At 53.3% G+C, this 23,770-nt stretch carries 17 protein-coding genes and 1 pseudogene; 8 read left to right on the plus strand and 10 right to left on the minus strand.

Annotation, left to right across the window (positions count from 1 at the left end):
* The first annotated feature begins 16 nt into the window (after positions 1-16).
* The gene (gene maiA / locus Q3Y66_RS18035) at positions 17-661 is read left to right on the plus strand and encodes a maleylacetoacetate isomerase (protein ID WP_008957191.1); all 645 of its coding nucleotides are present in this window, start codon (positions 17-19) and stop codon (positions 659-661) included.
* 112 nt (positions 662-773) lie between these two features.
* Positions 774-1,964, plus strand: a complete 1,191-nt coding sequence (locus Q3Y66_RS18040; protein WP_008957190.1) for a multidrug effflux MFS transporter — start codon at positions 774-776, stop codon at positions 1,962-1,964.
* A gap of 69 nt (positions 1,965-2,033) precedes the next feature.
* Here the strand turns inward: Q3Y66_RS18040 and Q3Y66_RS18045 are convergent, their stop codons facing one another.
* Positions 2,034-5,549 (minus strand): indolepyruvate ferredoxin oxidoreductase family protein, encoded by a 3,516-nt coding sequence (locus Q3Y66_RS18045; RefSeq protein ID WP_008957189.1) that lies wholly within the window; start codon positions 5,547-5,549, stop codon positions 2,034-2,036.
* Between the two features lie 177 nt (positions 5,550-5,726).
* On the opposite strand from Q3Y66_RS18045, the gene Q3Y66_RS18050 reads away from it, so the two are divergent.
* Positions 5,727-6,209 (plus strand): Lrp/AsnC family transcriptional regulator, encoded by a 483-nt coding sequence (locus Q3Y66_RS18050; protein WP_008957187.1) that lies wholly within the window; start codon positions 5,727-5,729, stop codon positions 6,207-6,209.
* 101 nt (positions 6,210-6,310) lie between these two features.
* Here the strand turns inward: Q3Y66_RS18050 and Q3Y66_RS18055 are convergent, their stop codons facing one another.
* Together Q3Y66_RS18055 and Q3Y66_RS18060 are read right to left on the minus strand one after the other, a co-directional pair.
* On the minus strand, positions 6,311-6,547 hold the full coding sequence (locus Q3Y66_RS18055; RefSeq protein ID WP_008957186.1) for a hypothetical protein: 237 nt from the start codon (positions 6,545-6,547) through the stop codon (positions 6,311-6,313).
* 5 nt (positions 6,548-6,552) lie between these two features.
* Positions 6,553-8,232 (minus strand): FAD-dependent monooxygenase, encoded by a 1,680-nt coding sequence (locus tag Q3Y66_RS18060; RefSeq protein WP_008957185.1) that lies wholly within the window; start codon positions 8,230-8,232, stop codon positions 6,553-6,555.
* A 171-nt stretch (positions 8,233-8,403) separates the two neighbouring features.
* Here Q3Y66_RS18060 and Q3Y66_RS18065 point away from each other — a divergent pair, with 171 nt between their 5' ends.
* Positions 8,404-9,189, plus strand: coding sequence for a LuxR C-terminal-related transcriptional regulator (locus tag Q3Y66_RS18065; protein ID WP_035586521.1), 786 nt, complete (start codon positions 8,404-8,406; stop codon positions 9,187-9,189).
* A gap of 134 nt (positions 9,190-9,323) precedes the next feature.
* Here Q3Y66_RS18065 and Q3Y66_RS18070 read toward each other — a convergent pair.
* The 3 genes and pseudogenes from Q3Y66_RS18070 to Q3Y66_RS18080 all read right to left on the minus strand — a co-directional run bounded on the left by Q3Y66_RS18070 (position 9,324) and on the right by Q3Y66_RS18080 (position 13,184).
* Positions 9,324-10,784: pseudogene (locus tag Q3Y66_RS18070) on the minus strand (sodium-dependent transporter).
* 327 nt (positions 10,785-11,111) lie between these two features.
* Entirely contained in the window at positions 11,112-12,674 is a 1,563-nt protein-coding gene (locus Q3Y66_RS18075; protein WP_008957183.1) for a sigma-54-dependent transcriptional regulator, read from the minus strand.
* 33 nt (positions 12,675-12,707) lie between these two features.
* Complete coding sequence (locus Q3Y66_RS18080; protein WP_008957182.1) at positions 12,708-13,184, minus strand: Lrp/AsnC family transcriptional regulator; 477 nt, start codon at positions 13,182-13,184, stop codon at positions 12,708-12,710.
* 128 nt (positions 13,185-13,312) lie between these two features.
* Here Q3Y66_RS18080 and hppD point away from each other — a divergent pair, with 128 nt between their 5' ends.
* Positions 13,313-14,419, plus strand: a complete 1,107-nt coding sequence (hppD, locus tag Q3Y66_RS18085; RefSeq protein WP_008957181.1) for a 4-hydroxyphenylpyruvate dioxygenase — start codon at positions 13,313-13,315, stop codon at positions 14,417-14,419.
* 48 nt (positions 14,420-14,467) lie between these two features.
* The gene (locus tag Q3Y66_RS18090) at positions 14,468-14,845 is read left to right on the plus strand and encodes a Rieske 2Fe-2S domain-containing protein (protein WP_008957180.1); all 378 of its coding nucleotides are present in this window, start codon (positions 14,468-14,470) and stop codon (positions 14,843-14,845) included.
* Between the two features lie 272 nt (positions 14,846-15,117).
* On the opposite strand, the gene Q3Y66_RS18095 is transcribed toward Q3Y66_RS18090, so the two are convergent.
* Entirely contained in the window at positions 15,118-16,176 is a 1,059-nt protein-coding gene (locus Q3Y66_RS18095; RefSeq protein WP_008957179.1) for a TRAP transporter substrate-binding protein, read from the minus strand.
* An 88-nt stretch (positions 16,177-16,264) separates the two neighbouring features.
* A complete protein-coding gene (locus Q3Y66_RS18100; protein WP_008957178.1) occupies positions 16,265-18,604 on the minus strand; it encodes a cytochrome P450/oxidoreductase in 2,340 nt (779 codons plus the stop codon).
* A 144-nt stretch (positions 18,605-18,748) separates the two neighbouring features.
* On the opposite strand from Q3Y66_RS18100, the gene Q3Y66_RS18105 reads away from it, so the two are divergent.
* Complete coding sequence (locus tag Q3Y66_RS18105) at positions 18,749-19,426, plus strand: IclR family transcriptional regulator (RefSeq protein WP_008957177.1); 678 nt, start codon at positions 18,749-18,751, stop codon at positions 19,424-19,426.
* A 441-nt stretch (positions 19,427-19,867) separates the two neighbouring features.
* Positions 19,868-20,782 (plus strand): transcriptional regulator FeaR, encoded by a 915-nt coding sequence (feaR, locus tag Q3Y66_RS18110; RefSeq protein ID WP_035586499.1) that lies wholly within the window; start codon positions 19,868-19,870, stop codon positions 20,780-20,782.
* A 58-nt stretch (positions 20,783-20,840) separates the two neighbouring features.
* Here the strand turns inward: feaR and Q3Y66_RS18115 are convergent, their stop codons facing one another.
* Both Q3Y66_RS18115 and Q3Y66_RS18120 read right to left on the minus strand, forming a co-directional pair.
* Complete coding sequence (locus Q3Y66_RS18115; protein WP_008957175.1) at positions 20,841-22,250, minus strand: aldehyde dehydrogenase family protein; 1,410 nt, start codon at positions 22,248-22,250, stop codon at positions 20,841-20,843.
* Between the two features lie 105 nt (positions 22,251-22,355).
* Entirely contained in the window at positions 22,356-23,711 is a 1,356-nt protein-coding gene (locus Q3Y66_RS18120; protein WP_008957174.1) for a hypothetical protein, read from the minus strand.
* Positions 23,712-23,770: the final 59 nt, after the last annotated feature.

Raw genomic sequence — 23,770 nt, forward strand, 5'->3', positions numbered from 1 at the left:
ACACAAGGAAGGCAACATGACGACGCTATACGGCTATTTCCGCTCGTCGGCTGCTTACCGAGTGCGGATCGCCTTAAACCTGAAAGGCCTGGACTACGATCAGGTTCCGGTCAACCTGGTGAAAGGCGAGCAGCGTGGTGGCGAGCATCTGGCGCGCAACCCTCAGGGGATGGTGCCCAGCCTGGTACTGGATGACAACTCAGTGGTTAACCAGTCGCTGGCGATCTGTGAGTATCTCGATGAGGTGCATCCCGAGCCCGCGCTGCTACCGGTTAACGCGTTAGCGCGCGCAAGAGTTCGTGCGCTTGCGCAGTCGGTAGCTTGCGAGATTCATCCACTCAATAACCTGCGGGTACTCAAGTATCTGGTCAGGGAGCTGGGGGTGGATGAGGCGGCGAAGTTAGCGTGGTATCGCCACTGGATTACCGAGGGCTTCGCAGCCCTGGAAGAAACGCTTGCTACTGACCCCAACAGCGGCGACTTTTGCCATGGCGACACCCCAACACTTGCGGATATCTGCCTGATTCCGCAGGTGTATAACGCAGAGCGCTTCGAGTGCGATTTGTCGGCCTACCCGACGATCCAGCGTATCGCTGCCCACTGTCGGTCGCTGCCAGCCTTTGCAAAGGCCGCACCTGAGGCGCAGCCTGACGCCAGCTAAGCTGAAGCCAAGCCATACTAAGCAGGCTAACATAAGCGGGCGTCTTTCCACTCGGGAAGGCGCCCGTCTCGTGTCCGAAGGGGCATCACGTCCAACCATAAGGAGTTAAGGGGTGCTAAAGCTGCCCTCTACCGCCACCGTCGTGGCCCTAGCCGCGGTGACTGCACTCGGCCCGCTGGCGACGGATATGTACTTGCCAGCCATGCCCGCCATGGCAGAAGCGCTGAATACTGGCCCAGACCGAATACAGCTGACCCTTAGCCTCTATATGGCTGGATTCGCTCTGGCCCAACTATTGTGCGGGCCAATCTCTGATCGCTTTGGCCGCCGACCGGTGATGATCGCGGGTTTATCGCTGTTTCTCGCTGCGAGCATACTCTGCGCCTGGGCGCCGAGCGTTGAGTGGTTGCTGGCAGGCCGCTTTCTGCAGGCCTTCGGCGGTGCTGCTGGCCCTGTGCTAGCCAGGGCAGCGGTGCGTGATATCCATGGCCCCATCGAGGCCGGGCGCATTCTCGCCTATATGGCAAGCACTATGGCCCTCGCCCCTGCTCTGGCCCCTGTGGTGGGCGCGGGGTTACTGCTGTTTTTTGGCTGGGAATCAGTGTTCGTGGTACTGGCGCTCTACGCGGCGGTGATGCTGGCAGTGCTGATCTTTATGCTACCCGAGCCGTTGGCGAAGGAGCGACGGCAATCGATTCACCCGAAAACAGTACTGGCTAACTTCCGCTTACTACTGACTCAGCGTGCCTTTATCGGCTACACCTTGGTGAATGCTGCCGCGTTCTCCGGGCTGTTCGCGTACCTTTCGGGCTCATCCTTTGTACTCATCGAGTACATGGGCGTCGCCCCTACCCTTTATGGCGTGCTGTTCACGCTGATTGTCGCGGGCTTCTTCGTCGGGACGCTGGTCAGCGGCCGCTATAGCCACCGTCTGGGTCGTGATCGCCTCATTACCCTGGGCTCCGTAGTCTGCGCGATAGGGGGCGTGATCATGGCCGGTTTGGCTGCCGTTGGTATCCATCTACCGTGGGCGGTGGTGGGGCCCCACATGGTATTTATGCTGGGGGTAGGTATTCTGATGCCGCAAACAATGGCCGGTGCACTGGCCCCCAACCCTCAATGTGCAGGCGCGGCGTCTTCCTTGTTTGGTTTCCTGCAAATGACGATTGCCGCTGTTGTAGGTGGTTTAGTCGGGCAATTCCACGACGGCAGCTCACGCACCATGGCATTGACGATCGGCCTGATGGGACTACTCGCCCTGATAAGCCACTGGCTGCTGGTACGCCGCCGAAAAGAGGCTTAGTGAGTCGTTGTATAGATGCATAACAAAAGGCCACGCATTGCGTGGCCTTTTTTACCTATATGGATCGCCTCAAGCAGCTTCGACAGCGATGGTCTTCGAGCGACCTTCACGTAGCTCCTTCAGCAACGTCTCACGGCGCTCGTTGGCTTTCTCGGCAGCTGCTTCGCGGACTGGCCCGAAGCCACGAATCTCTTCCGGCAGTTTAGCCAGCGCCAAGGCAGTAGCGTGATTAGTGCCATCAAGACGAGCCACTAACTCATCGATAAGCTGCTCGTAATCAGCCAATAAGGCGCGATCAAGTTTGCGGTCGGCGCTGAAGCGGAAAGGATCGAGAGTCGTGTTGCGCAAACCGCGCATCTTTGCCAACGCACCCATTGCCTTCAGCATCCAGGGGCCGAAGCGGCGCTTCACTGGACGCCCCTGAGCATCCTTACGACCACCTATAAGCGGCGGCGCCAAGTGGAAGGTTAACTGGTAATCGCCCGAGAACGTTGCTTTGATCTCATCCAGAAAATCGCTCTGGGTGTAAAGACGCGCCACTTCATACTCATCTTTATACGCCATCAAGCGATAGAGCTGATGGGCGACGGCTTCACTCAATGATTGACCACCGTTTAGCGCTGTTTCTGCTTCACGCACTTTCGTTACCTGAGTAACGTAACGCTCAGCCCAGGCACGGTTCTGATAGCGCTCCAGGTGGCGACGATTACGCACTACCACGTCGTCCAGTGTGGCATTCGCGGACAGTGGCATCGTATCCAGGTGCTGCTGAAGGTAGTCGGGTTCCACCGCTGCCAAGCGCCCCCAGGCAAGTGCTTGACGGTTCTTTTCCACTGCAACGCCGTTGAGCTCCAGAGCCCGCTGCAGTGCCGGTTCAGACAGCGGCACCAGCCCTTGCTGCCAGGCAAAGCCTAGCATCATCATATTGGAGAATACGGTATCCCCTAGCAGCTGTTCAGCCAGGCGATTGGCATCCAGAGAAGCAAAGCGTTCATCTCCCACCGCTTCGCGCAACATGTTAAGGCGCTTGCTGGGCTGCATATCCGCATCGCGATAAAGCACATAATCCGCCGTGGCTAGTTCGGCCAGATTCGCCACGATACGGGTGGTCGGCTGCAGCACATTCAGCGCTTTCTGCGAACTGGCCACGACCATGTCACAGGCAATGACGGCATCGGCCTGCCCCGCTTCGATGCGTACCTGATTCAGCTCGTTGGGCTGCGCTGCCAAGCGAACATAGCTAAGTACCGCCCCGCCTTTTTGAGCAAACCCCATAAAGTCGAGCACGCTGCTGCCCTTGCCTTCCAGGTGGGCTGCCATGGTGATCAGTTGCCCGACGGTCACCACCCCCGTGCCACCGACGCCCCCTACCAGCAGGTCATAAGGAGCATTCAAAGGGGCAATGGCAGGGCTAGGCAAATGCGCTATACGTTTCCAAAAGGCGTTATCTGCCGCGACGCCTTGCCCCTTACGCAGCCCGCCACCTTCCACAGTGACAAAGCTGGGGCAAAAACCACTAACGCAGGACATATCCTTGTTGCAGGAGGACTGGTCGATTTTGCGCTTGCGACCTAGCTCGGTCTCGCGAGGCACCACCGATAAACAGTTGGACTGTACGGAACAATCACCACAGCCTTCGCAAACATGATGGTTGATAAACACCCGGCGGGCTGGATCTTCCAACAGACCGCGCTTGCGCCGACGGCGTTTCTCAGCCGCGCATGCCTGGTCATAAATCAATACGGTGCAGCCTGGGATTTCGCGCAGTTCACGCTGCAGCGTATCCATCTCTTCACGGCCGTGGAAGGTAACCCCCTTAGGAAATTCCTTTTCATGCCCCCGGTACTTATCCGGTTCGTCACTGACCACCATGACCCTGCGAACACCTTCATCCAGCGATTGCCGGGCAATCATGGGCACGTTGATTTGCCCATCCACAGGTTGACCGCCCGTCATGGCGACAGCGTCGTTGAACAGAATTTTATAGGTAATATTAACGTTGGCAGCCACTGCCTGACGCACGGCCATTGAGCCAGAGTGAAACCAGGTGCCTTCGCCTAAGTTTTGGAAAATATGGCCATTGCCGGTGAAGCGGCTCTTGCCCACCCAGTTAACGCCTTCGCCACCCATCTGAATTAACGATTCGGTGCTGCGATCCATCCACGAAGCCATAAAATGACAGCCGATCCCCGCCAGGGCTTTGCTGCCTTCAGGCACCTTGGTCGAGCTATTGTGTGGGCAACCGGAGCAGAAATACGGCATGCGGCGTACACCGCCGAGCTCCTTAACGCCGGCTTGGCAAGCATCAACGGTTGCCAGCTTGTCGCTAAAATCAATCTTGAAAAAGCGCTCTAAACGCTCTGCCACGAAGCCTGCCAAGAGGCGCGGGCCCAGCTCTCCAACAAAGGGAATCAGCGGCTTGCCAGTTTCATCCTGCTTGCCGGTAACAATTACCTCACCAGGGTGGTCGGGCTCCGACATGTACTCCTTCAGCTGGCTTTCGATGATGCCGCGTTTCTCTTCAATGACCAGCACCTCACGCTTGCCATGAATAAACTCAAGGATGCCGGGGCGATGGAGCGGCCACACCATCCCGACCTTGTATATTTCTACTCCCAATTCACGCAGCTTCGCTTCATCCAGCCCCAATAAACGCAGCGATTCAAGTAAATCCAGGTGTCCCTTGCCTGTGGTCACCAGCCCAAACGTCGCCTGTTCTTGGCGAAATAAATACTGATCAATCGGGTTGGCCGTGGCAAACGCCTGAACGGCGGCCAGCTTGTGCTCAAGGCGGGTCTCAAGCTGCGGCCCCGGCAGGTCAGGCCAGCGATAGTGCAGCCCGCCTTCCGGCATTTCGAAATCCGGCGTTACATATTCCGGCAAAGGTGGCACGTCCACCGATGCGCCACTCTCTACGGTTTCAGACACGGCTTTAAAACCCACCCAGCAACCCGAGAAGCGTGAAAGGGCATAGCCCCATAGCCCAAAGCGTTCATATTCCGCCAATGAAGCAGGACTCACCACCGGCATAAACCATGCCATGAAGGCGACATCAGACTGGTGTGGCATGGAGGACGACACGCAGCCATGGTCATCACCCGCGACCACCAGCACACCGCCAGTCGGCGAGCTACCGTAGGCATTACCGTGCTTTAACGCATCGCCCGCGCGATCAACGCCTGGCCCCTTGCCGTACCACATGCCAAACACGCCATCTACTTGCTTATCGGGGTCTGTCTCGACTTGCTGGCAACCCAGCATCATGGTGGCGGCCAGGTCTTCGTTTATCGCAGGGACAAAATCGATGTGATGCTCTTCCATGGCGGCTTTCGCACGCCAAATTTCTTGGTCTACACCGCCCAATGGAGAGCCTCGATAGCCGCTGATGAGTCCTGCCGTGTGGCGGTCATCGCGGCGATCAAGCTCGGCTTGGCGTAAGGCAATGCGCACCAATGCCTGGGTGCCGGTTAGAAAGACACGGCCTTCTCCGCGGGTATAGCGATCAGCCAGCTCATAATCATCAAGTGCAATATCGAGAGTCTGGGTAAGAGAACCAGCCTGCTCAGCGATCGAGGGGGTTGTCATGAGAGTTCACCAGTACGGTTGAAGAGTTATGGTTGTAATACGCTTGAGTCTAGCCAAGAGCGCACTAAAGGTGCTTGCTAATTCACTCTTCAAAAGCCTGGTTATTAATCATTTCTTTCATTTTTTTAGCTTTGACGCAATGATATTCAACAAACCACAAACAAATGAAATAGCGCTATGAAAGAAGTGACGAAAGAAATCACCTTAGACAGGCATGATCAGCGTATTCTTACCCTGCTTCAGCAGCAGGGTCGCATTACCAACAATGAGCTCGCCGAGCAGATCGGGCTATCCCCCGCCGCCTGCTGGCGACGCGTAAAGGCCTTGGAAGAGAGTGGCGTTATCCGCCGTTTTGCTGCATTGGTGGAACCCAGCCTCGTTGGCCAGCCACTATCGGCATTGGTGATGGTGACGCTGGTTCGCCACCACATCGACAACACCGTCGAGTTTGAAAATCGCATCCTGCAATACCCAGAAGTGCTGCAGTGCTATGCCACTACCGGCAACGCGGATTTCGTGCTGCGAGTGGTGATTGAAGACATGGCGGCTTACGACCGTTTTCTGAATGAGAAACTCTTCACCCTGGATGGTATTTCTCAGGTCAGCTCTAATTTCGTGCTACGTAATATCAAAGAAGAGACCGCTATCCCGATTCGTTGAAGCCAGACGAGTAACGTAGCGCTGAAGTAGTGGTGATAGCTAAGCTATTGCAGATTAAAAAGGGGAAGCACTTTCCCCTCTTCACTTGCCTACGCTTCCCTTTAACTGCCCTGCTCATCAAACCGTGTACCCTCGCGTGCCTCATTAATCGCCGCTAATACCTGATCAATATCGGGTATCCGATGGGCAAGTGCCAGCGCCAGTTGGGCAAGGAAGAGCGTTTGCCGCTTCTCAGGCATCGAATCAAGCGTTACGGCTAGCTGTTCATAAACCTGTTCAAGATCGGCAAATGGCAAAGCGGTTTGTGACGGGTCAGTTTGTTTCGATATCACTGTCATTAGCACTATTCTCCCAGAGCTGTCTTGAAGGCGGCACTGATAGAAGCAGCTTCAAGTGCTTTCCACCGAGCCGTGATATGACGGTCAGGTCGCACTAAGTAGGCACTTCCAGGGCTGGCGTCATAGCCATCGAAGCAGGCGCCCTGTTGATCAATCAAGGTGGTAAAAAACGCCGTACTGGCATGGCGAGCAATCACCAGCACATCCAGGCCGTAGTAGTGCTCCTGAAGAACAGCCAAGGCGGCCTGTAACTCAGGCGATACGCTGCCATCCTCACTAAACACCAGCAGGTTAAACCCCGTTCCCAAGTGGTCGAGCAAGAAGTTGTTTTCGCCTAATCGGCGATTGATTAACGGTGCGCCTGGCATCGGGCCAGCGCTAAAATCGGCGTCATCACCTACTGTCACCGGGCTTTCAGCATAGGTATAGGGTGTAACCTGCCTAGGGTCGGCAAAACGGCTTGCGTAGTCGTTACGTAGAGCCAACGATAACGCGGCATCTCGCATCAATCGATACCCCTGACTCGGTGGGGTCATAAAGCGGGTGCTCTTACCAGCATTCGCGAAGACCTCCAATGTGGCACCACGCCGTTCTGGACTATAGCTATCCAACAGTTTCTCGGAAGCCTCGCCTTTGAGCACCCAGGCTAGCTTCCAGGCGGCGTTAACCGCATCGGCCAGCCCGTTGTTAAGCCCACGCACACCAAAAATGGGGACTAAATGGGCACTGTCGCCAATAAACAGTACGCGGCCATGGCGATAATCGTCGAGGGCCAGCGTGTAGGCTTTGTAAAGGCTCCACCACTCAAGCTCCCACTCTCCCTCTTCGCCTAGCATCTCGATGATCATACCAACGCGTTCGCGAATAGCGCTCTCGGTAACGGCCTGTTCGGGGCTTTCATTCGGCAACAGTTGATAGTCGATACGCCAGATATCATCAGGCTGTTTATGCACTAACAGGGTAGATTCGGGCATCACCGAAGGACTAAAAAAAGCCCTGCGCTCGGTCGGAAAGTCAGACGTCATGCGTACATCAGCAATCACATAGCGCCCTTCATAGGACTCACCGTGCAAGGGCAGATTAAACGACTTGCGCACAACACTGCGTCCACCATCCGCCGCCAGCAGAAAGTCAGCCTCCAGTTGATACTCCCCCTCTGGGGTGGAAACACGCAGTGTCACGCCGGTGTCATGCTGCGTGACATCGTTAACTGCCTGCTGCCAGCGCATTTCGATTAAGGGGCTTTCCAGCGCCTTATCGACCAGAAACTGCTCAATATACTGCTGCTGTAGGTTGTACATCGGCAGAAAGCGCTCGTGTTCTGAATGTGGCATCTCAAAACGGTATACCTCCTGATCATGAAAATAAGAGCGCCCTCGCGTCCAGCCAAGCGCTTTGTCGATAAACCGCTGCTCAACTCCTAATTGTTGGAGTATTTCCAAGCTATGACGGGAAAGGCAGATCGCCCTGGAACCATCGTTGAGCGTCGACTTATCATCAAGCAGTACTGACTGAACGCCTTGACGCGCCAGCTCCAGCGCGGCGGCGACGCCAACGGGGCCAGCCCCAACAATGGCGACCCGGTGCTGCTTTCTTTCACCTTTCAATTCAGCGGGACATACAAAGGGGAAATGCGGATAATCGAAATACAACGAATCAAGCTCACCCTTGCCTTCTGGTCGCATGCCTTTCTCCTGCTACTGTTATTTTTAAAATGGGTGTTTTACGGAAGGTACATGGGCCGTATATAGAGCTAGCCTACACTGAAGGTTTCGAGGGGATTGTCCCGTGAAAAACGGGACATGATTGCCTTTAGCATCATCAGCTTTAACTTATCTCGTTCTGGCGGGGGACACATGAACGAAACAGCTAACACCCAGCTAATCGAATGGGGAAACCTTCTGCCAAGCGTAGCGACATGCATAGAGGCTGTGGAAAGAGACAACTTCGAAAGCCAACTGCTCGCGTTACTGCATCAAGCCGTTGGTATCGAGCAATGTATGATCTTTGGCTACTCGATTAGCGGTGACATCGATTGTTTATTGGCCGCCAATTATCAACTCCCACGTGTTGCCGACCGTCTGGCTCAGATCTACGTTAGTGGCCTGTTTCGGCAGGATCCGAATTATCTGCATCTAAGCCAACTGGCAAGCCAGCCGGAAAGTACATCTACCGACGCATTGACCACCATGCAAGTAGAAGCCATGTCACCGGCGTATCGTAGTCACTTGTTTGCGTTTCCAGACCTGGTCGACAAAGTGTCACTCAACATTGCTGCAAAAGAGGGTGCTTATTATCTTAATCTCTACCGAGGCACCCAGAGAGGCCCCTTCACCTCAGCCAATCTGAATTGCTTAAATGGCTTAGCGCCACTGTTATCCAGTTTAATTCGCCGCCATTACAGCAACTCCCCCGCCCAGCCCGAGCAACTTAACTCTCGAGAAGCTGCTGTGCTGGCCTCGCTCTCCGAACGCGAGCGTCAGCTGTGCCTATATCTACTACGGGGCCACACGCTCAAAACGGCGGCGACTAAGCTCGATATCGCTTTTTCAACCACTGAAACCTACCGCAAGCGTGCCTACGCCAAGCTAGGCGTAACGTCTAAGTCAGGCTTAGTCGCGCTTTGCAAAGCCGAAGTTTAGAGGGTTATTAACGGCAATTTATGCTCCCTTTAACGCAAAGCGCTCCCATCCACAGTGGATGGGAGCGCTTTAACACTCTATTCAGATCTACTCTAATTCAGAACTTTAGCTTAGAACTTGTTCCTGAAATTGCGTCAGGAAGCTTGGTGGCGCAGTCGCGGGCTAGCGAACTCTCCCACCACGGTGATAAGCACCAGCAGTGCCAGTAACCACGGCCACTGAGTACCTACCTGGAGCGTCGCTAGGCCCAGTGCATCGATGAAAATTAACACGATGCCTAACGGACTGACGTAACGCACCATAAACAGCCACAGCATATGCTGGGTACGCGTGAGTCCAAGCTCTTCGCTGAATATTTCATGACGAAGTAGGAAACCTGCCATCAGCGCCATCCCCAGGCCGCCTAACGGCATCATCCAGCGAGAAGTCAGGTAATCCAACCAATCGAAGAAAGTGCGCCCTGCAAACGTCCACTCTGCCCCCATATTGAATGACAGCATGGCCAAGGTGCTCACCAACCACAGTACGATACCCACACCCCAAGAGGCCCGCTTACGCGTCATCCCTTTGCTTGCAACAAGCCAGGCGACTGTCGCCTCAATCATCGAAATCGATGATGTAAGCGCGGCCATCGACAGCATCACAAAGAACAAAACGCCAAACAACGTACCAAATGGCATCGCTTGGAAGGCCAATGGCAGGCTCATGAAGATCAACCCTGGCCCCTGACCGGGGTTCATTCCATTAGCAAAAATAATCGGGAAGATAGCCAAGCCAGCCATCAGTGCGACCACGGTGTCGGCAATGGCCACGCTGAACGTTGTGTGTGCAATAGAGTGCCCTGCAGGCAGGTAAGAGCCATAGGTAAGAATCGCACCGGACGCGAGCGACAAGGTAAAGAAAGCATGCCCAAGCGCTGCTAATAGCCCTTCACTGCTTAACCCTTCGGTATTGAAAGAGAACAGGAAAGACTATGCTTCCGCAAAGCCACCGGAAAAAGCACCGTAGCCGATCAATATACCCAGCATGATCACCATGCCTGGCATCATCCAGCTGACACTCTTTTCAATGCCAGCCTGTACGCCTTTGCCGACGATGAACATGGTCAGCACCGTCACTAGCGTACTCCAAGCACCTAGCGTAAAAGGGTTGGCATTATTAGCGGCGAAAATTGCCGCCATGTCATCGACGCTATTGCCTGCCAGTCCGCCGCTCAGCATTTTCCACAGATAGGAAAATGACCAGCCAGCGACCACGACGTAGAACGACAGAATCATAAAACCACAGAGCATGGCCATCCAGCCAAAGATCGACCAAAAGCTACCATGACCCGACTCATGCACCACCCGACGGATAGCGTCGATCGGGCTGCCTCGTCCGCGGCGGCCAAAGCTGATTTCAGCCATCATGATGGGGACGCCTACCGCCAATATGCAGGCCAGGTAGACCAGCACGAAAGCGCCACCCCCGAACTCACCAGTGATGTAAGGAAACTTCCAGATATTACCGAGCCCCACTGCAGAACCAGTGGCTGCCAGTACAAATCCCCAGCGGCCCAGCCACAGCGTATTGGGAGGCGTATTTGTCTTTGTCATTGGGAAACCTTATAAATTTATATTGTTTTTTAGGCTATTTCTGCGCAGCTAGAACAGCTACTTAAGAACGATTAGCGGTCTATAAAAGCCAACCAATTGAGGTCAACCAGTCATAAAGAGCAATCTATGAAGAGTCTACGGGGATAGCTATAGGGCAGGAATGGGATTACATCGCATTGGGAGCGACGCTACCCTCATAAGCGAGCCTCAACTGTAAACTAAACGTTACACCTAAGAGGATATGCAGAGGAGCGGGGTCTTGCCGTTGCTTTTTTCTGACACCCCGTAAACAAATCGTGACAGTTATTTCACCTGCCATGGGTCTTTTTAAGCATCTTCTTGAGTACCAATGCCGTAACGCTTGAGCTTATTGGCAATAGTGGTGTGCGAAACGCCCAACCGCTTTCCTAACTGGCGGCTGGAAGGATACTGCTCATACAGCGTACTTAAGATGTTTCTTTCTACCTCCCCTAGCATGTCACTCAAGTTTCCCTCTAACGGAATGCCAGCAAGCCCAGAGGCAACCTCACTATGAGGAAGGCGCAAATGCAACGGCTGAATGGTCTTCTCTTCACACAGCGACACCGCCTGGAAGAGAATATTTTCCAGTTGACGCACATTGCCAGGCCAGTCGTAGCGCGTGATTTTTTCCAATGCAGCGGGCGAAAGTTCGGGCAAAGGGCAACCAATCTGACGCGATGCACGATCCAGAACATAGGCCGCCAAGTCTTCGATACCGTCCAGGCATTCTCGCAAAGGTGGCACTTGCAGTGAGAGCACGTTGAGTCTGTGATAAAGATCCAGCCGAAACAGCCCTTCGCTACAGAGCTGAGGCAGGTTCTGTTGTGTGGCACAGACCACCCGCACATCAAGGAAGGTTTCCTCGTCGCTACCCACACGGCGGAAGCCGCCATCTTGAAGAAAACGTAACAGTTTCGTCTGCAGCCGCGAGCTCATTTCGCCGACTTCATCAAGAAACACCGTGCCGCCTTCGTTAAGCTCCAGAAGGCCAAGCTTTCCTTCCGGCCGAGCGCCTTCAAAGGCACCGGGTGCGTAACCGAAAAGTTCTGTCTCGGCCATTGACTCGGGAAGCCCGGCGCAATTAAGTACCACAAATGGCGCTTGCCCGCGTGGGCTTGCCAAATGGCAGGCTCTGGCCACCAGCTCTTTCCCAGTACCCGTTTCACCCACAATCAGCAACGGAGCATCCAATGGCGCCATGCGACGCGCTTCGTGAATCACTGCTTCCAACCGCGAACTCGACTGAAAGATGGCCTCAAATCCACGCAACTCCTGGCGCTGCACTTGGTAAATACGTGCCCCGATACGGTCAGCACGGTGTAATGTCACAACCGCCCCCGCTAGTGAATCCACCTTAGTGTCTTCGGTATGCAGTGGCGCGATATCAGCCAGATAGGTATTCCCTTTCAGCTTGATCCGCAGCCCATTGATGCGTGAGTTGTTGCGGCGAATCAAATCGGGCAGATCTACCTCTGCAAGGTATCGATCCAGCGAGAGCCCTGGTACTTCTTGAATACGCACACCCAATACCTGAACAGCGATACGGTTGGCCGCCACAATTCGTCCCTGCATATCTATCGACATCACTGGGTCAGAAAGCGAGGATAGCAGCGCACCCAATTCCAAATGACGCCGTTCGCTGGGCATCAAGCTAGCGCGCTTAACACCAAACACACCGGGGATGGCTTCCAATACCGGCTTTAGCGTCAGTAACTGTGCATTGAGTAATTTTGGAACATGTAAATAGATGGTATTGCCCTGATCACCCCCGACTTCTCCCCGCGCAACATTAATTCGGTAGTCAGCGAACTGGGCCACTATATCGCGAAGAATGCCGACTCGATTCTGACAGTAAAATTTAAGACGCATAGAACCCTCACGGCACAAAGCAAACGCAATTACTTAGCCACCTTTCACCGGCAGCCCCCGCTCCTCTTTCATACTGCGCAGTATAATTTCAGAGCGAACCTGGGTGACATTAGGATGAGGCAATAAATGATGATGAATAAAGTCCGAAAACTCAGTTAGATCCTTGGCGATAACGTGCAATACATAGTCTGCGTCCCCTGAGACTGAATATGCCTCACGCACCATGGCGTGCTTCGTCAGTAACGTCACAAAATCATCATCCATGCTTTCACCATGAGCTTTCAGATTAACTCTGGTGATGGCACGTAACCCAAAGCCCAGGCTAGCGGCATCAAGCCGAGCCGAATACCCCTTAATCACACCTTCGGTTTCTAACCGCGCTTTGCGTCGGGAGCACTGAGAGGGAGACAGGCTGACACGCTCCCCCAATTCTGAATTAGTGAGGGCTGAGTTCTTTTGCAACTCTGATAAAATTGCAAGATCGTAACGATCCAAGGAGATCCCGTGCATATAACGCTCCATTTGCACACAAGCTGTGTACCATTTGGCTGCATCTTAGGTTAGTTTGCAACCTAATTGCACCGTCTCTTCCCTATACTGAGTTGGTCGACCAACAAGACAATAAAGGAGAGACAGCGATGGGACCTTTTCCTCATGACGCACCTAAAGAAACCATAAGCGATACAAACCCAGCAGGTACAGATGGCTTTGAATTTGTTGAATTTGCGCACCCTGAACCTGAAAAACTAGATAGCCTATTTAGGCAAATGGGTTTCGTCCCCGTTGCAAAACATCGTGACAAATCAATCACCGTTTATCGTCAAGGCGACATCAACTACCTTCTTAACAGTGAACCTAACTCCCATGCGTCAGCGTTTATCGAGGAACACGGCCCCTGTGCACCGGCAATGGCTTGGCGAGTCGTTGATGCTCAGCATGCCCTAAAACGCGCCGTCGACTTGGGGGCTGAAGAGTTCACAGGAAATAAATCAATCGATGCGCCTGCTGTTGTTGGCATTGGTGGCTCGCTGCTTTACTTTATTGATACTTACGGTGAAAAAGGCAGCTGTTACTCAAACGAATTTGAGTGGTTCGATGAGGTAGATCCTAATCCTAAGGGGTTTGGTTTTTACTATCTTGATCACCTGACTCATAACGTTATTCGCGGCAATATGGATACATGGTATAAGTTTTACCACGACACCTTTAACTTCTGCGAAATACGCTACTTTGATATCACCGGTAAAATGACAGGCCTTACCAGCCGTGCATTGACTTCTCCCGATGGTAAAATTCGCATACCCATTAACGAAAGTGCCGACGATCACAGTCAGATTGAAGAGTACTTGCGCGAATATAACGGCGAAGGCATTCAGCATATCGCCATTGCCACAAACGACATCTACTCCGGCACTGACTTAATTGCTGATGCAGGGCTCGAATTTATGCCTGGCCCGCCGAGCATTTATTATGAAAAGTCGTTGGAGCGCGTAAAAGATCACCAGGAGCCTCTCGAGAAACTGCAAAACCGTGGCATTTTGATTGATGGCGAAGGTGTCGTGGGCGGTGGTGAGACCAGAATTTTGCTACAAATATTCTCAAAAACGGTAATAGGCCCCATCTTCTTCGAGTTTATTCAGCGTAAAGGCGATGATGGTTTTGGAGAAGGCAATTTTAAAGCACTTTTCGAGTCCATCGAAGAGGATCAAATAAACCGTGGCGTATTGCAAAGCACCACTGAATAGTATAAGGCCGCCGAATAACAATATTAGCGATGTTGAAAAGGAAACACTGTGTACGACGCTTGGCGTAACTATGTAAATGCCCCCCAAGAGGGGGCTATTGTTTGTCCTTCTAACGTTATACAAGAAGGCAACGCACACTGCATGGAAGTTATTAGTAACGGTGGTACTTTCCCTATCGTTGCAACGCGCATAAATGGTACTATTTATTGCTACGTTAATGCCTGCCCCCACCAATATTTACCTTTAAATTACCGGTCAAATGTTATCATTTCATCAGATGGGCATCATTTGCTATGCAGTGCGCATGGGGCAGCGTTTGACATTAAAACAGGCAACTGTTTAACAGCTGCCTTTGAAAAACTTGACGCAATACCAGTGCTTGAAGACCAAGAAGGAAGCGTATGCATCGGTTATAGTAAATCTTGAACGTATTGATGAATACGTTCTATTTTTTATTATAGTTAGCTATAAATCTGATAACCGTGACGGTCCTAACAAAAAATAATCACAACTATACGCTTACATCATAAGCGAACTCATCGAGTTCGCTTATGAGCAAAATAGCGACTCAGAAAAGATAAGCCCACCAAGAGACTATTGCTGCCTAGCCCCTACTCCGATACTTTTTAACAGTATCATTTCCTTTAAACTAGGCAGCGTGGATGTAATTCGAACTCGTACCTTTAAAAACAAGTTGTTCAGGCGTCAGGATCAAGCACCTCGTCGGCGCTCAGCCCCTCCTCGTCGCCCACTTCTTCAAGTTGTTCGAGGAAAAAGGCACGGGCGGACTCGCCATCAATACCCTGCTCGCTGGCCACGGTCTCCCACTGCCCAGGCAAGTCCGCTGCCATCTGCTGGAAGCGCTCCATTTCCTCTTCGGGCAGATCGATGAAGGTGTTACCCTGCTGCTCAGCGAACTCAATGCCACGCTCATCTACCACATCCATCATATAGCCGAACAAGCGGGAAAGACGCTCACCCGAGACTTCCTCGATTGCCGCACGATCCTCTTCGGATAACGAGGCCCAGGTATCAGGGTTGATCACCAAGGAGAAACTGCCACGGTAGAAGCCGCCGGGCATTTGGACGGTGTAAGGCAGTACCTCGGCTAGACGAAAGCTCTTAAGACCCTCAAGCGTCAGCATGGCACCGTCGATGACCCCCTGCGTGGCGGCTTCATAAGTGCCGCCCGGGGGCAGTGCCACGCCGGTGAGCTCAAGCGAATTGGAGATGTCGGCCATGATCCCACCGCCGATGCGCACACGCTTGCCATCAAGGTCATCAAGGCTATCAATTGATTCGTTCAGGTAGAGAGCTCCAGGACCATGCACCCCAACCCCAATCACCTCGACGCCGCGGTGCTCGCCGGCCTCGGCCAAGTACTCGTTATGGGTGCGCCAGTAGGCAACCGAGGCTGCCTCGGAAGAAAAGTCCTCGAAGGTGGGCAACTCCGGTAGCTTAGTCAGCTCGAAGCGCCCCGGCATTAGGCCATGAAATAGCCAAGTAACATCAGCCACCCCGTCGGCTACTAGTTCCATCTGGGCGTCGGGCGGGCCCATGTCATGGATTACATTAATAGTGACGCGGCCCTCGGTAGCCTCTTCCACCCAACTTCCCCAGGTCGGCCAAACGATGGTATTGACGCCATGGTTGGGACCTGCCCAAGTGCTAACCTGCAATTCAGTGTCCGCCGCAACGCCTTGAAAAGCGCTAAAGGATAGCGCAGTGAGTGTCGTTAGTGTTGCCAGTTTCTTCATTGTTAGAATCCTCTATATTGTTGTTGACATCGTTGTTGTTCATATCAAGGTTGGTGTACGTTTTAAAGCGTCTTGTTTGTCATTGATATTAGAGGGAGAGTACCAGGCGCTTACCCTTCGCACGCGAGCAGCAAACCATCATACGATTATTAGCATCGCGCTCGACAAGACTGAGCACCAAGTCACGGTGATCAATGTGCCCCTCTGCCACCGCCACCTCGCAGGTACCGCATAGGCCTTCACAGCAATCACTAGGCACATCCACGCCAGCAGCCGTCAGCGCCTCAAGCAAAGTTTGATCATTGCCGACCTGTACTGTCAGGTCGGAATCCGCCAGTACTGCTTCAAAGCCATGCTCGTTCTCTGGATCAAGAATACTGGGGCGGGCGGAGAAATGCTCAATATGCAGCGTCCCCTCGGGCCAATTCACCGCTAACGCCTCAAGCACCTCAAGCATGCGTTCCGGGCCGCAGGAATAGACCTGCTCACCTGCGGATAGGCCGCTCAGGACGACCGGTAGATCAAGGCGACAGCCCTCGTCACCCGCATGGACGGTCAGTGCAGCTGCATGATCGCGCTCGACCCGCTCAAGAAAGCCCATAGTCCGCCGCCCGGCACCGCAATAATGCAGCGCGTAAGGTTTCCCGAGCGCCTTGAGATGATCGGCCATGGCCAGGATCGGCGTAATACCGATACCGCCGGCAATTAGGGTATAGCGCGTTGCAGTTTCGTCTAAATGAAAATGGTTTTTGGGGCCAGCAATATGCAGGACATCACCGGGCTTGACCGTATCGTGGAAGTGTAACGAGCCACCGCGTCCCTCAGGCTCGCGCAGGATGGCGATGGATAGGCGGCTAGGATCATCGCGTGTACCGCACAGTGAGTAGCAACGGCGCCAATCGCCCGATACAAGCTCAATATGCGAGCCGGGAGACCAGTCGGGCAGCTCACGCCCATGAGGGTCGGCCAGGTCGATACGAATTACCGCCTCAGCTTCACGCTTCACCCCAGTGACCACCACCCGACGCAGGATGTCATCCTTAATAGGCGCTCCAATATGGAAATGCGTGGGATTTTCCAGCACCGAGCGGGTTCGCCGTTCAGGGTTCTGCGCAGGCTCCCACTCTACCCATAGCGACGTGGGGCCACGGAAGGAGGTGTTGGGCAAATACTCGAATGCCTGTTCCTCGACTAGGTGTATATGCGGCAGACGACGAATAAACTCATCGAGGATAACCCGCATTTCCAGCCGGGCGATGTTCTTGCCCATACATTGGTGGGCGCCATAGCCGAAAGTGAGATGCTCCGCCGCATTATGGCGGTAGATATCGAACTCATCAGGATTCTCGAAATGGCGCGGATCCCGATTAGCCGATGCTTGCACGATCAGTAGTTTACCGCCCTTGGGAATTTTCTCCCCGCCCACTTCGGTGTCAACAGTAGCCAGTCGACGCCAAGCAACGACCGAACCGGCGGCGCGCAAGCACTCTTCAATCGCACTGGGAATTAATGCGGGGTTCTCGCAAATATCGTTCCATGAGTCGCGATTCGATAGCAAGGTACGGAAAGCATTGGTAGTGGCGAAGGCAGTGGTCTCGTGTGCCGCCACCAGGATTGCCATCATCATCGAGCGCAGATAACTCTCCGGTACGATGTCGGGACTCACTTCATGCATACGGATCGAATCGTACATCCAACCTTCACCAGTGGGATCGGCACGCATACGATCAAGGATACCTTGTGCCGTCTTCCAGAACTGGCCCACATCCTCGGCAATCTGCAACTGCTGTTCCGGGGATGGACGGCCCCAGGTGTTAAGGGTGTGAGCGACTGAGAACTTGCGAAGCTCCTGGGCATCTTCATTGGGTACGCCAAGGAAGCGCAGCGCAACAGTCATGGGAATTTCCCGAAACATTTCGCCTACTAGATCGGCACGCCCCTTGTCGATGAATCGGTTCATATAGTCACGTACCAACTCACGTACCCAAACTTCGTGTTTTTCAAGATTCTCAGGTAAGAAGGCATCCATCAGTAGACGGCGGCGCTCCATGTGATCCGGCTCATCCTCGTTAACCATGGTGCGGCGCATTGCGAAACCGTAGCTATCAAGGATTTTTGTCGCCGCTGGTGGGGCAGGAGTGAGCTTTTCCAACGCAATGGAGGGCGAGAAAGTATGGTTGTCGCGGAAGACCGCCTTCACGTCATCAAAACGACTCACGACCCAATAGCCAAGCTTGGGGCTGTAGAACACTGGCTCCTCTTCGCGGGACCAGCGCAGCGCCTCAGCAGGGTCAAGCTGATAAGGGGCATCGAAGGGATCGAAATCGGCTGCGCCTGGGGAAACCGGACAACCGGTAGGTGAGACGGCTGCCTGATGAAAGGGACATCCACTTGCCCCAGGCGGGAGGTATTCCGTCGTTGACGTCATGTTGGGCTCCACGGAGTGCTTTTATTTACTTTTATCGCACACATTGCTTATAATAACGAACAAACGGAAAGGTAATCTGGTTTTACCAGCACGTCAAGGACTCCCCTTATCTACCTCCCTCGCAACCAGAAGGCCACACTACTGATGTCCACGACCCTCCAGACTCTAGATCGCGGCCTTCGCGTCCTTGAGGTTGTTTCGGAGCATACCGACGGCATCACCATTGCCGAACTCTCTCTTCAGCTAGAAGTGCATCGCGCTATTGCCTATCGCATCGTCACCACCCTAGAGGCTCATGGTCTGATAGCACGAACAACCGAAGGACTCATTCGTTTAGGCGCTGGGATGACATTACTCGCCTCTCGCTTCGAGCCTCAGTTACTCAGCGTAGCCCAGCCACTTCTTCGAGAGCTGGCTGGCGCGACAAGAGCGACGGCCTTCGTATCGGTCGCTCAGGCTGGAGAGTGTGTGGTGATCATGGTGGAAGAACCTAACGAGGGGATGTTGCGGGTCGGCTATCGAGTAGGCAGCCGCCATCCACTAAACCTGGGGGCGGCGGGCATCGCTATCCTCTCTGGACGCCTTCCTAGTCAGAATGATGATAAAGCCGTGCAGAAGGCAAGAGAGGACGGCTACAGCCTAACCCATGGCCAACTGCAGCGCGGTGCCGTTGGCGTGGCCAGCCCTATCTTATCCACCTCGTTTCGATCCTCTATCGAGGCTTGTGTGGGCGTAGTGGCCATGGAAGATCTAGATAAAGAGGCCGCGATCGCGGAAGTAAAAGCGTATGCCCAACAAATCGCCGAGCTGATCAATCAATAAGCCCTCGCTAAACCCACTGCTTACCAAATCTCAGACTATTTATGCGCGTATTGTATTTTTATGCCACATGCTAAGGGATGGGACTCAAAAAAGACGTCTATTATGAGTCCCGTCTCTATCAGATAGTGTTGTAAATGCCTCCCAGCTCATAGCCTTAAAACCTACTGCGTAGCTCTCAGACAGTCGCCGATGTAATGAACTCAGGAGCGGCAAAACCGAGTTCTTTTCTAATCCCCCACGCTCTCATCATGAATTCTGATAAACCTAGTAATTATGGAGATAAAAATTCGACTCATTAAAACAAAAAAAGACTATTATTTATGTATCAAAAATGAGACAAGATCTTTCATTTGCGAGTTCAAAATGATCTTGACATGCATCCGTAAGCTATCTAATTTCGCTGCTAAGCCATCTTAAAAACACAATTTCAATAGGCCAGCTATGCATAGACATACTCGCTCATCGGGGGTATTTGATCGCTGGATCAGTGACGTTAACCAAATTTGCGGCCCTTTTTCAGCAAGACCTCTGGGAAAAGAGTTTTCTGGAAATATCCATAAAATGGGAGGCGGTGCCCTGGAAATGTCTCAGGTCACGATCTGTAGTGCTCAGCTTTATCGTGGTTTGGATGAGATACGCCGCTGTGTTACACCTGAGATTTTTTGTATTTTTCAGGTGCAAGGGAAATCCCGCGTTGAGCAGGCAGGAAACAGCTCTATACTCCTAGCAGGTGATATCGCTCTAGTGGACTCAGCACTTCCATTCTCCTTTACCTATGATCGGGAATCCCAGCAAATATCGCTAATCCTGCCTCGCCCACTCGTCGAGCGCACTCTGAATCTTTCAGGCATTGAACTAGGTGTCCGCATTCCGTCCCACAGTCATATTGCCAGTTTTGCCAACCATTTGATCGCCGAGGCTGCCCATTATAACAACCTGGATACCGAAGAAAGCTCCGCTATTATTGATTCACTGATTATGTTGTTAAAGCCTTCTGTCATCCGCAGCGTAGGTCAGCATAACCCTAATGAGAGAATTTTCTTGCAAGCAGCTTCTTTTATCAGGGAAAACATTGGAGACCCAGCGTTAAGCCCTAAACTAGTAGCCAGTGCGACGGGAGCGTCAGTACGCAGCCTCTACCGGGCATTCGGCCTCCGTTCTATGACCGTTTCCGAGTACATTAAAACCCAACGACTGGAGATGTGTGCTGATTACCTCAAAACTTCGAGAAGCAAGCTGAACCTGACCGAGGCAGGATACCGTTTCGGTTTTGCCAGCCCCAGTGCGTTCTCAACGGCCTTCAAACAACACTTCGGCATTACCCCAACCAGTTATTGCCAGCACCACGTTTATTGAAACAGGTCTGCTAGGCATTGCACCTGGCAGACCCTTGAGTGATTAGCTTACCGAGGCCTCATTTTTTAATGCTAATAACCCGAGGCTGAGTTACGGCCTTCAACCCTTCCATACCGAACTCAACACCATATCCAGAAGCCTTGTTACCGCCGAATGGCACCATGGGATGAATCGCACCATGCTGGTTAACCCAGACAGTTCCAGCTTCCAGCTTCGAAGCAACCGACTCTGCCTGCTCTAGGCTGTCGGCCCAGACGGAGGCACCAAGGGCAGCCGGCAGATGGTTGGCAGAAGCGATGGCTTCGTCCAGACTTCCGTAACGAATGATGGGCAGGGCGGGACCGAATTGCTCCTCATCTACCAGCCTCTGGCCATCGCGGGCATTGCCCACCAGCGTCAGTGGTAGAAAGTAACCAGTCTCCGGAATATCGCCAAATTCCATGACATCGCAGCCATTGGCACGCGCGTCGGCTACTAATTCTTTCACTTTATTGTACTGCATCGTGTTCTGCAGAGGCCCGATCAAGTTGCTCTCGTCCATACCGTCGCCAATGGACACTTGGCTAGCAAAGTCGCTAAGCGCAGCAACCACTGAGTCATAGTCTTTCTCATGAACGTACAGGCGCTTGATACAGGCGCACGTTTGCCCTGCATTGAGGAAGGCACCCCAGAAAAGCCCTTCTGATATGGCACTGGCGTCCGTGCCTGGCATGATGATCGCGGCATCATTGCCGCCGAGCTCAAGAGTAATAGGGGCGAGGTTTCTTGAGGACGCCTCAATAATACGCCGCCCTGTCGACTCGCTACCGGTGAACATGATCTTATTAATATCAGGATGGCTCGTCAGTGCAGCACCAATACGACCATCTCCAGAAACGGTATTGAGTACGCCGGGAGGCAGTACTTGGTTAATCAGCCGAACCATCTCCAACGTTGCAATAGGTGTGTATTCAGAGGGTTTGAGCACCACTGTATTGCCCATACGAATGGCTGGAATAATCTGCCAGATAGCGATCATCAGTGGCCAGTTCCAGGGCGCTATAGCGGCCACAACGCCCAGGGGACGGCGGTAAAGCACATCCTTACGCTCATCGTCCTCATATACCACTTCAGGCAGCAACTCCAGGGCAGTCGGGGCTTGAGTCCAGCCTACGCAGGCTTGCATTTCGAAGCGAGAACCGAGACCAGACAGAGGCTTACCCTGTTCCTGGGTAATCAGCCCCGACAAATATTCCGAGTTATCCTCCAGCACCTGGGCAACCCTCGCTACGACCTCCCGGCGCTCCTCGTCACTGACACTGGCCCAGGCATTCTGGGCCAGCCGAGCAGCGTCTACGGCGAGATTTACGTCGCGTTCACTATTAAGGGGCGCAAGCCCCAGGGAAACACCTGTGGCGGGGTTAAATATCTCCTGATGATCGGCTGCTTCAGCCTGTTTACCGCTCACCGTGTTGTGATAGGTCTGCATAATATTACTCTTCTGAAGATATGTTCGAGCTGTGAGCCAGATAACCGTCTGAGCACTCCACGACACAAGCCAGAGAGCTTAGGTCATGGGCTTAGCGGCGTTGATTCAAAACGGCATAATCGCAATTATCTGAGCATAGGTACTGGTGTCATTACTGCCGATCTGGCTACCACCTTCAGCGGCACTTTTGTCCGGGTTATAAAACCCGACCACCGGGCTGATAATCAGATGTGGAGTTGCCACCCATTCGGCATAAAGATTTACTTCCTGAGCGTTCAGGCTTCCACTACCGCCCGCTGTGTCGCTGAAGTCGAAGAGGAGCGCGCCAACACTGAGGGTCTCCGATGGCGTTGCCTTAAGGCCAAGATGATGCACATCCGTACCGGAGTTGAAAGGCCCCGCATAGTTGGCCGCAACTTCACCCTGAAACCAGGTGCCATAGCCACGATTGAAGCCAAAAAACAGTGGGTCGAAGCCTTGATCAAAGCTTGAGAACCTGTAGTTGATACTGGGTGACCAAGGAACGTCGCTGAAGGTCCACCCTGCTTCGGCGTACCATGCATTAGCGTCATTTCCGGAACTGTCCCCCGGTTTCTGGGTAACAAATTCCGCGGACAGGAAAAAGTCCTCCACACCAGCATTGCCCTGATAGCGGAAGCTTGTCGTTTGCTGCCCATCCCGTGAGCTGTAACCGGTGAGGGGTGCAAAGGTATCGTCTACATCAAGACCCTCCATATACGTCAGACCAAAGGTGCCCTTCTGGCTAACGTACTCGGCATTGACCCCTGCCAGCTCCATCTCTGCCTGGGCCCGATTGTCGGACGACAGCCAGAACAGATCTGCACGCAGCCCATCGGAGCCGCCAATACGCGCAATGGCAGTTTGATCAAAGGCCTTGCGCGCTGCGAGCCAGTACGCACCACCCCGATCAAAGTCCAGGCCAGGAGCACTAAGTGCATCGCCAAAATTTAGTGCATCGTCATTGATGAGGAAGCCATCACCGATGGTGAACGGTTGCCGCCCTATGGAAATATCGAGACCATCATCACCAAGCACCGGAATCAGCCTGCCTGAACGCCAACCGACATAGGCATCTTCCAGTTCAGTTTCGCGCTCATTGCCTGAGGTGACCCCCCCCGCGTCGCCATCACCCCAAGTTCCTGACGTCACCAGGTTGACGGCACCGTACAATCCGCTGCCCGCGCCCATAGCTTGGCTTCCAGAAAGCCCATACTTGATATAACCCTCTTGCCACTTGGCATCGCCAGCTTCGGACTTGGCACCCAGGCTGTAACTCTCCTCACTGTAAAAAACGCCTAAAACAGCCTCGATATCGACATTAAGTTCAGTGCTGTCTTTTTCATAAACGTTGAAAGCCAGAGAAGGCGTGGAGAATGCCGCTATCGCCGTAACGGCACTGACTAGCCCCGCCATACGCTGAATAAAGGATTTTGTTCTCATTAGTATCACTTCCTAGAGATCCGATTGGTGACCAGGCATTTCTGCCTGGCCAGGCTTTA

Origin of the sequence: Halomonas sp. HAL1 (genome assembly GCF_030544485.1) — a bacterium.
GTDB classification, from domain to species: domain Bacteria; phylum Pseudomonadota; class Gammaproteobacteria; order Pseudomonadales; family Halomonadaceae; genus Vreelandella; species Vreelandella arctica.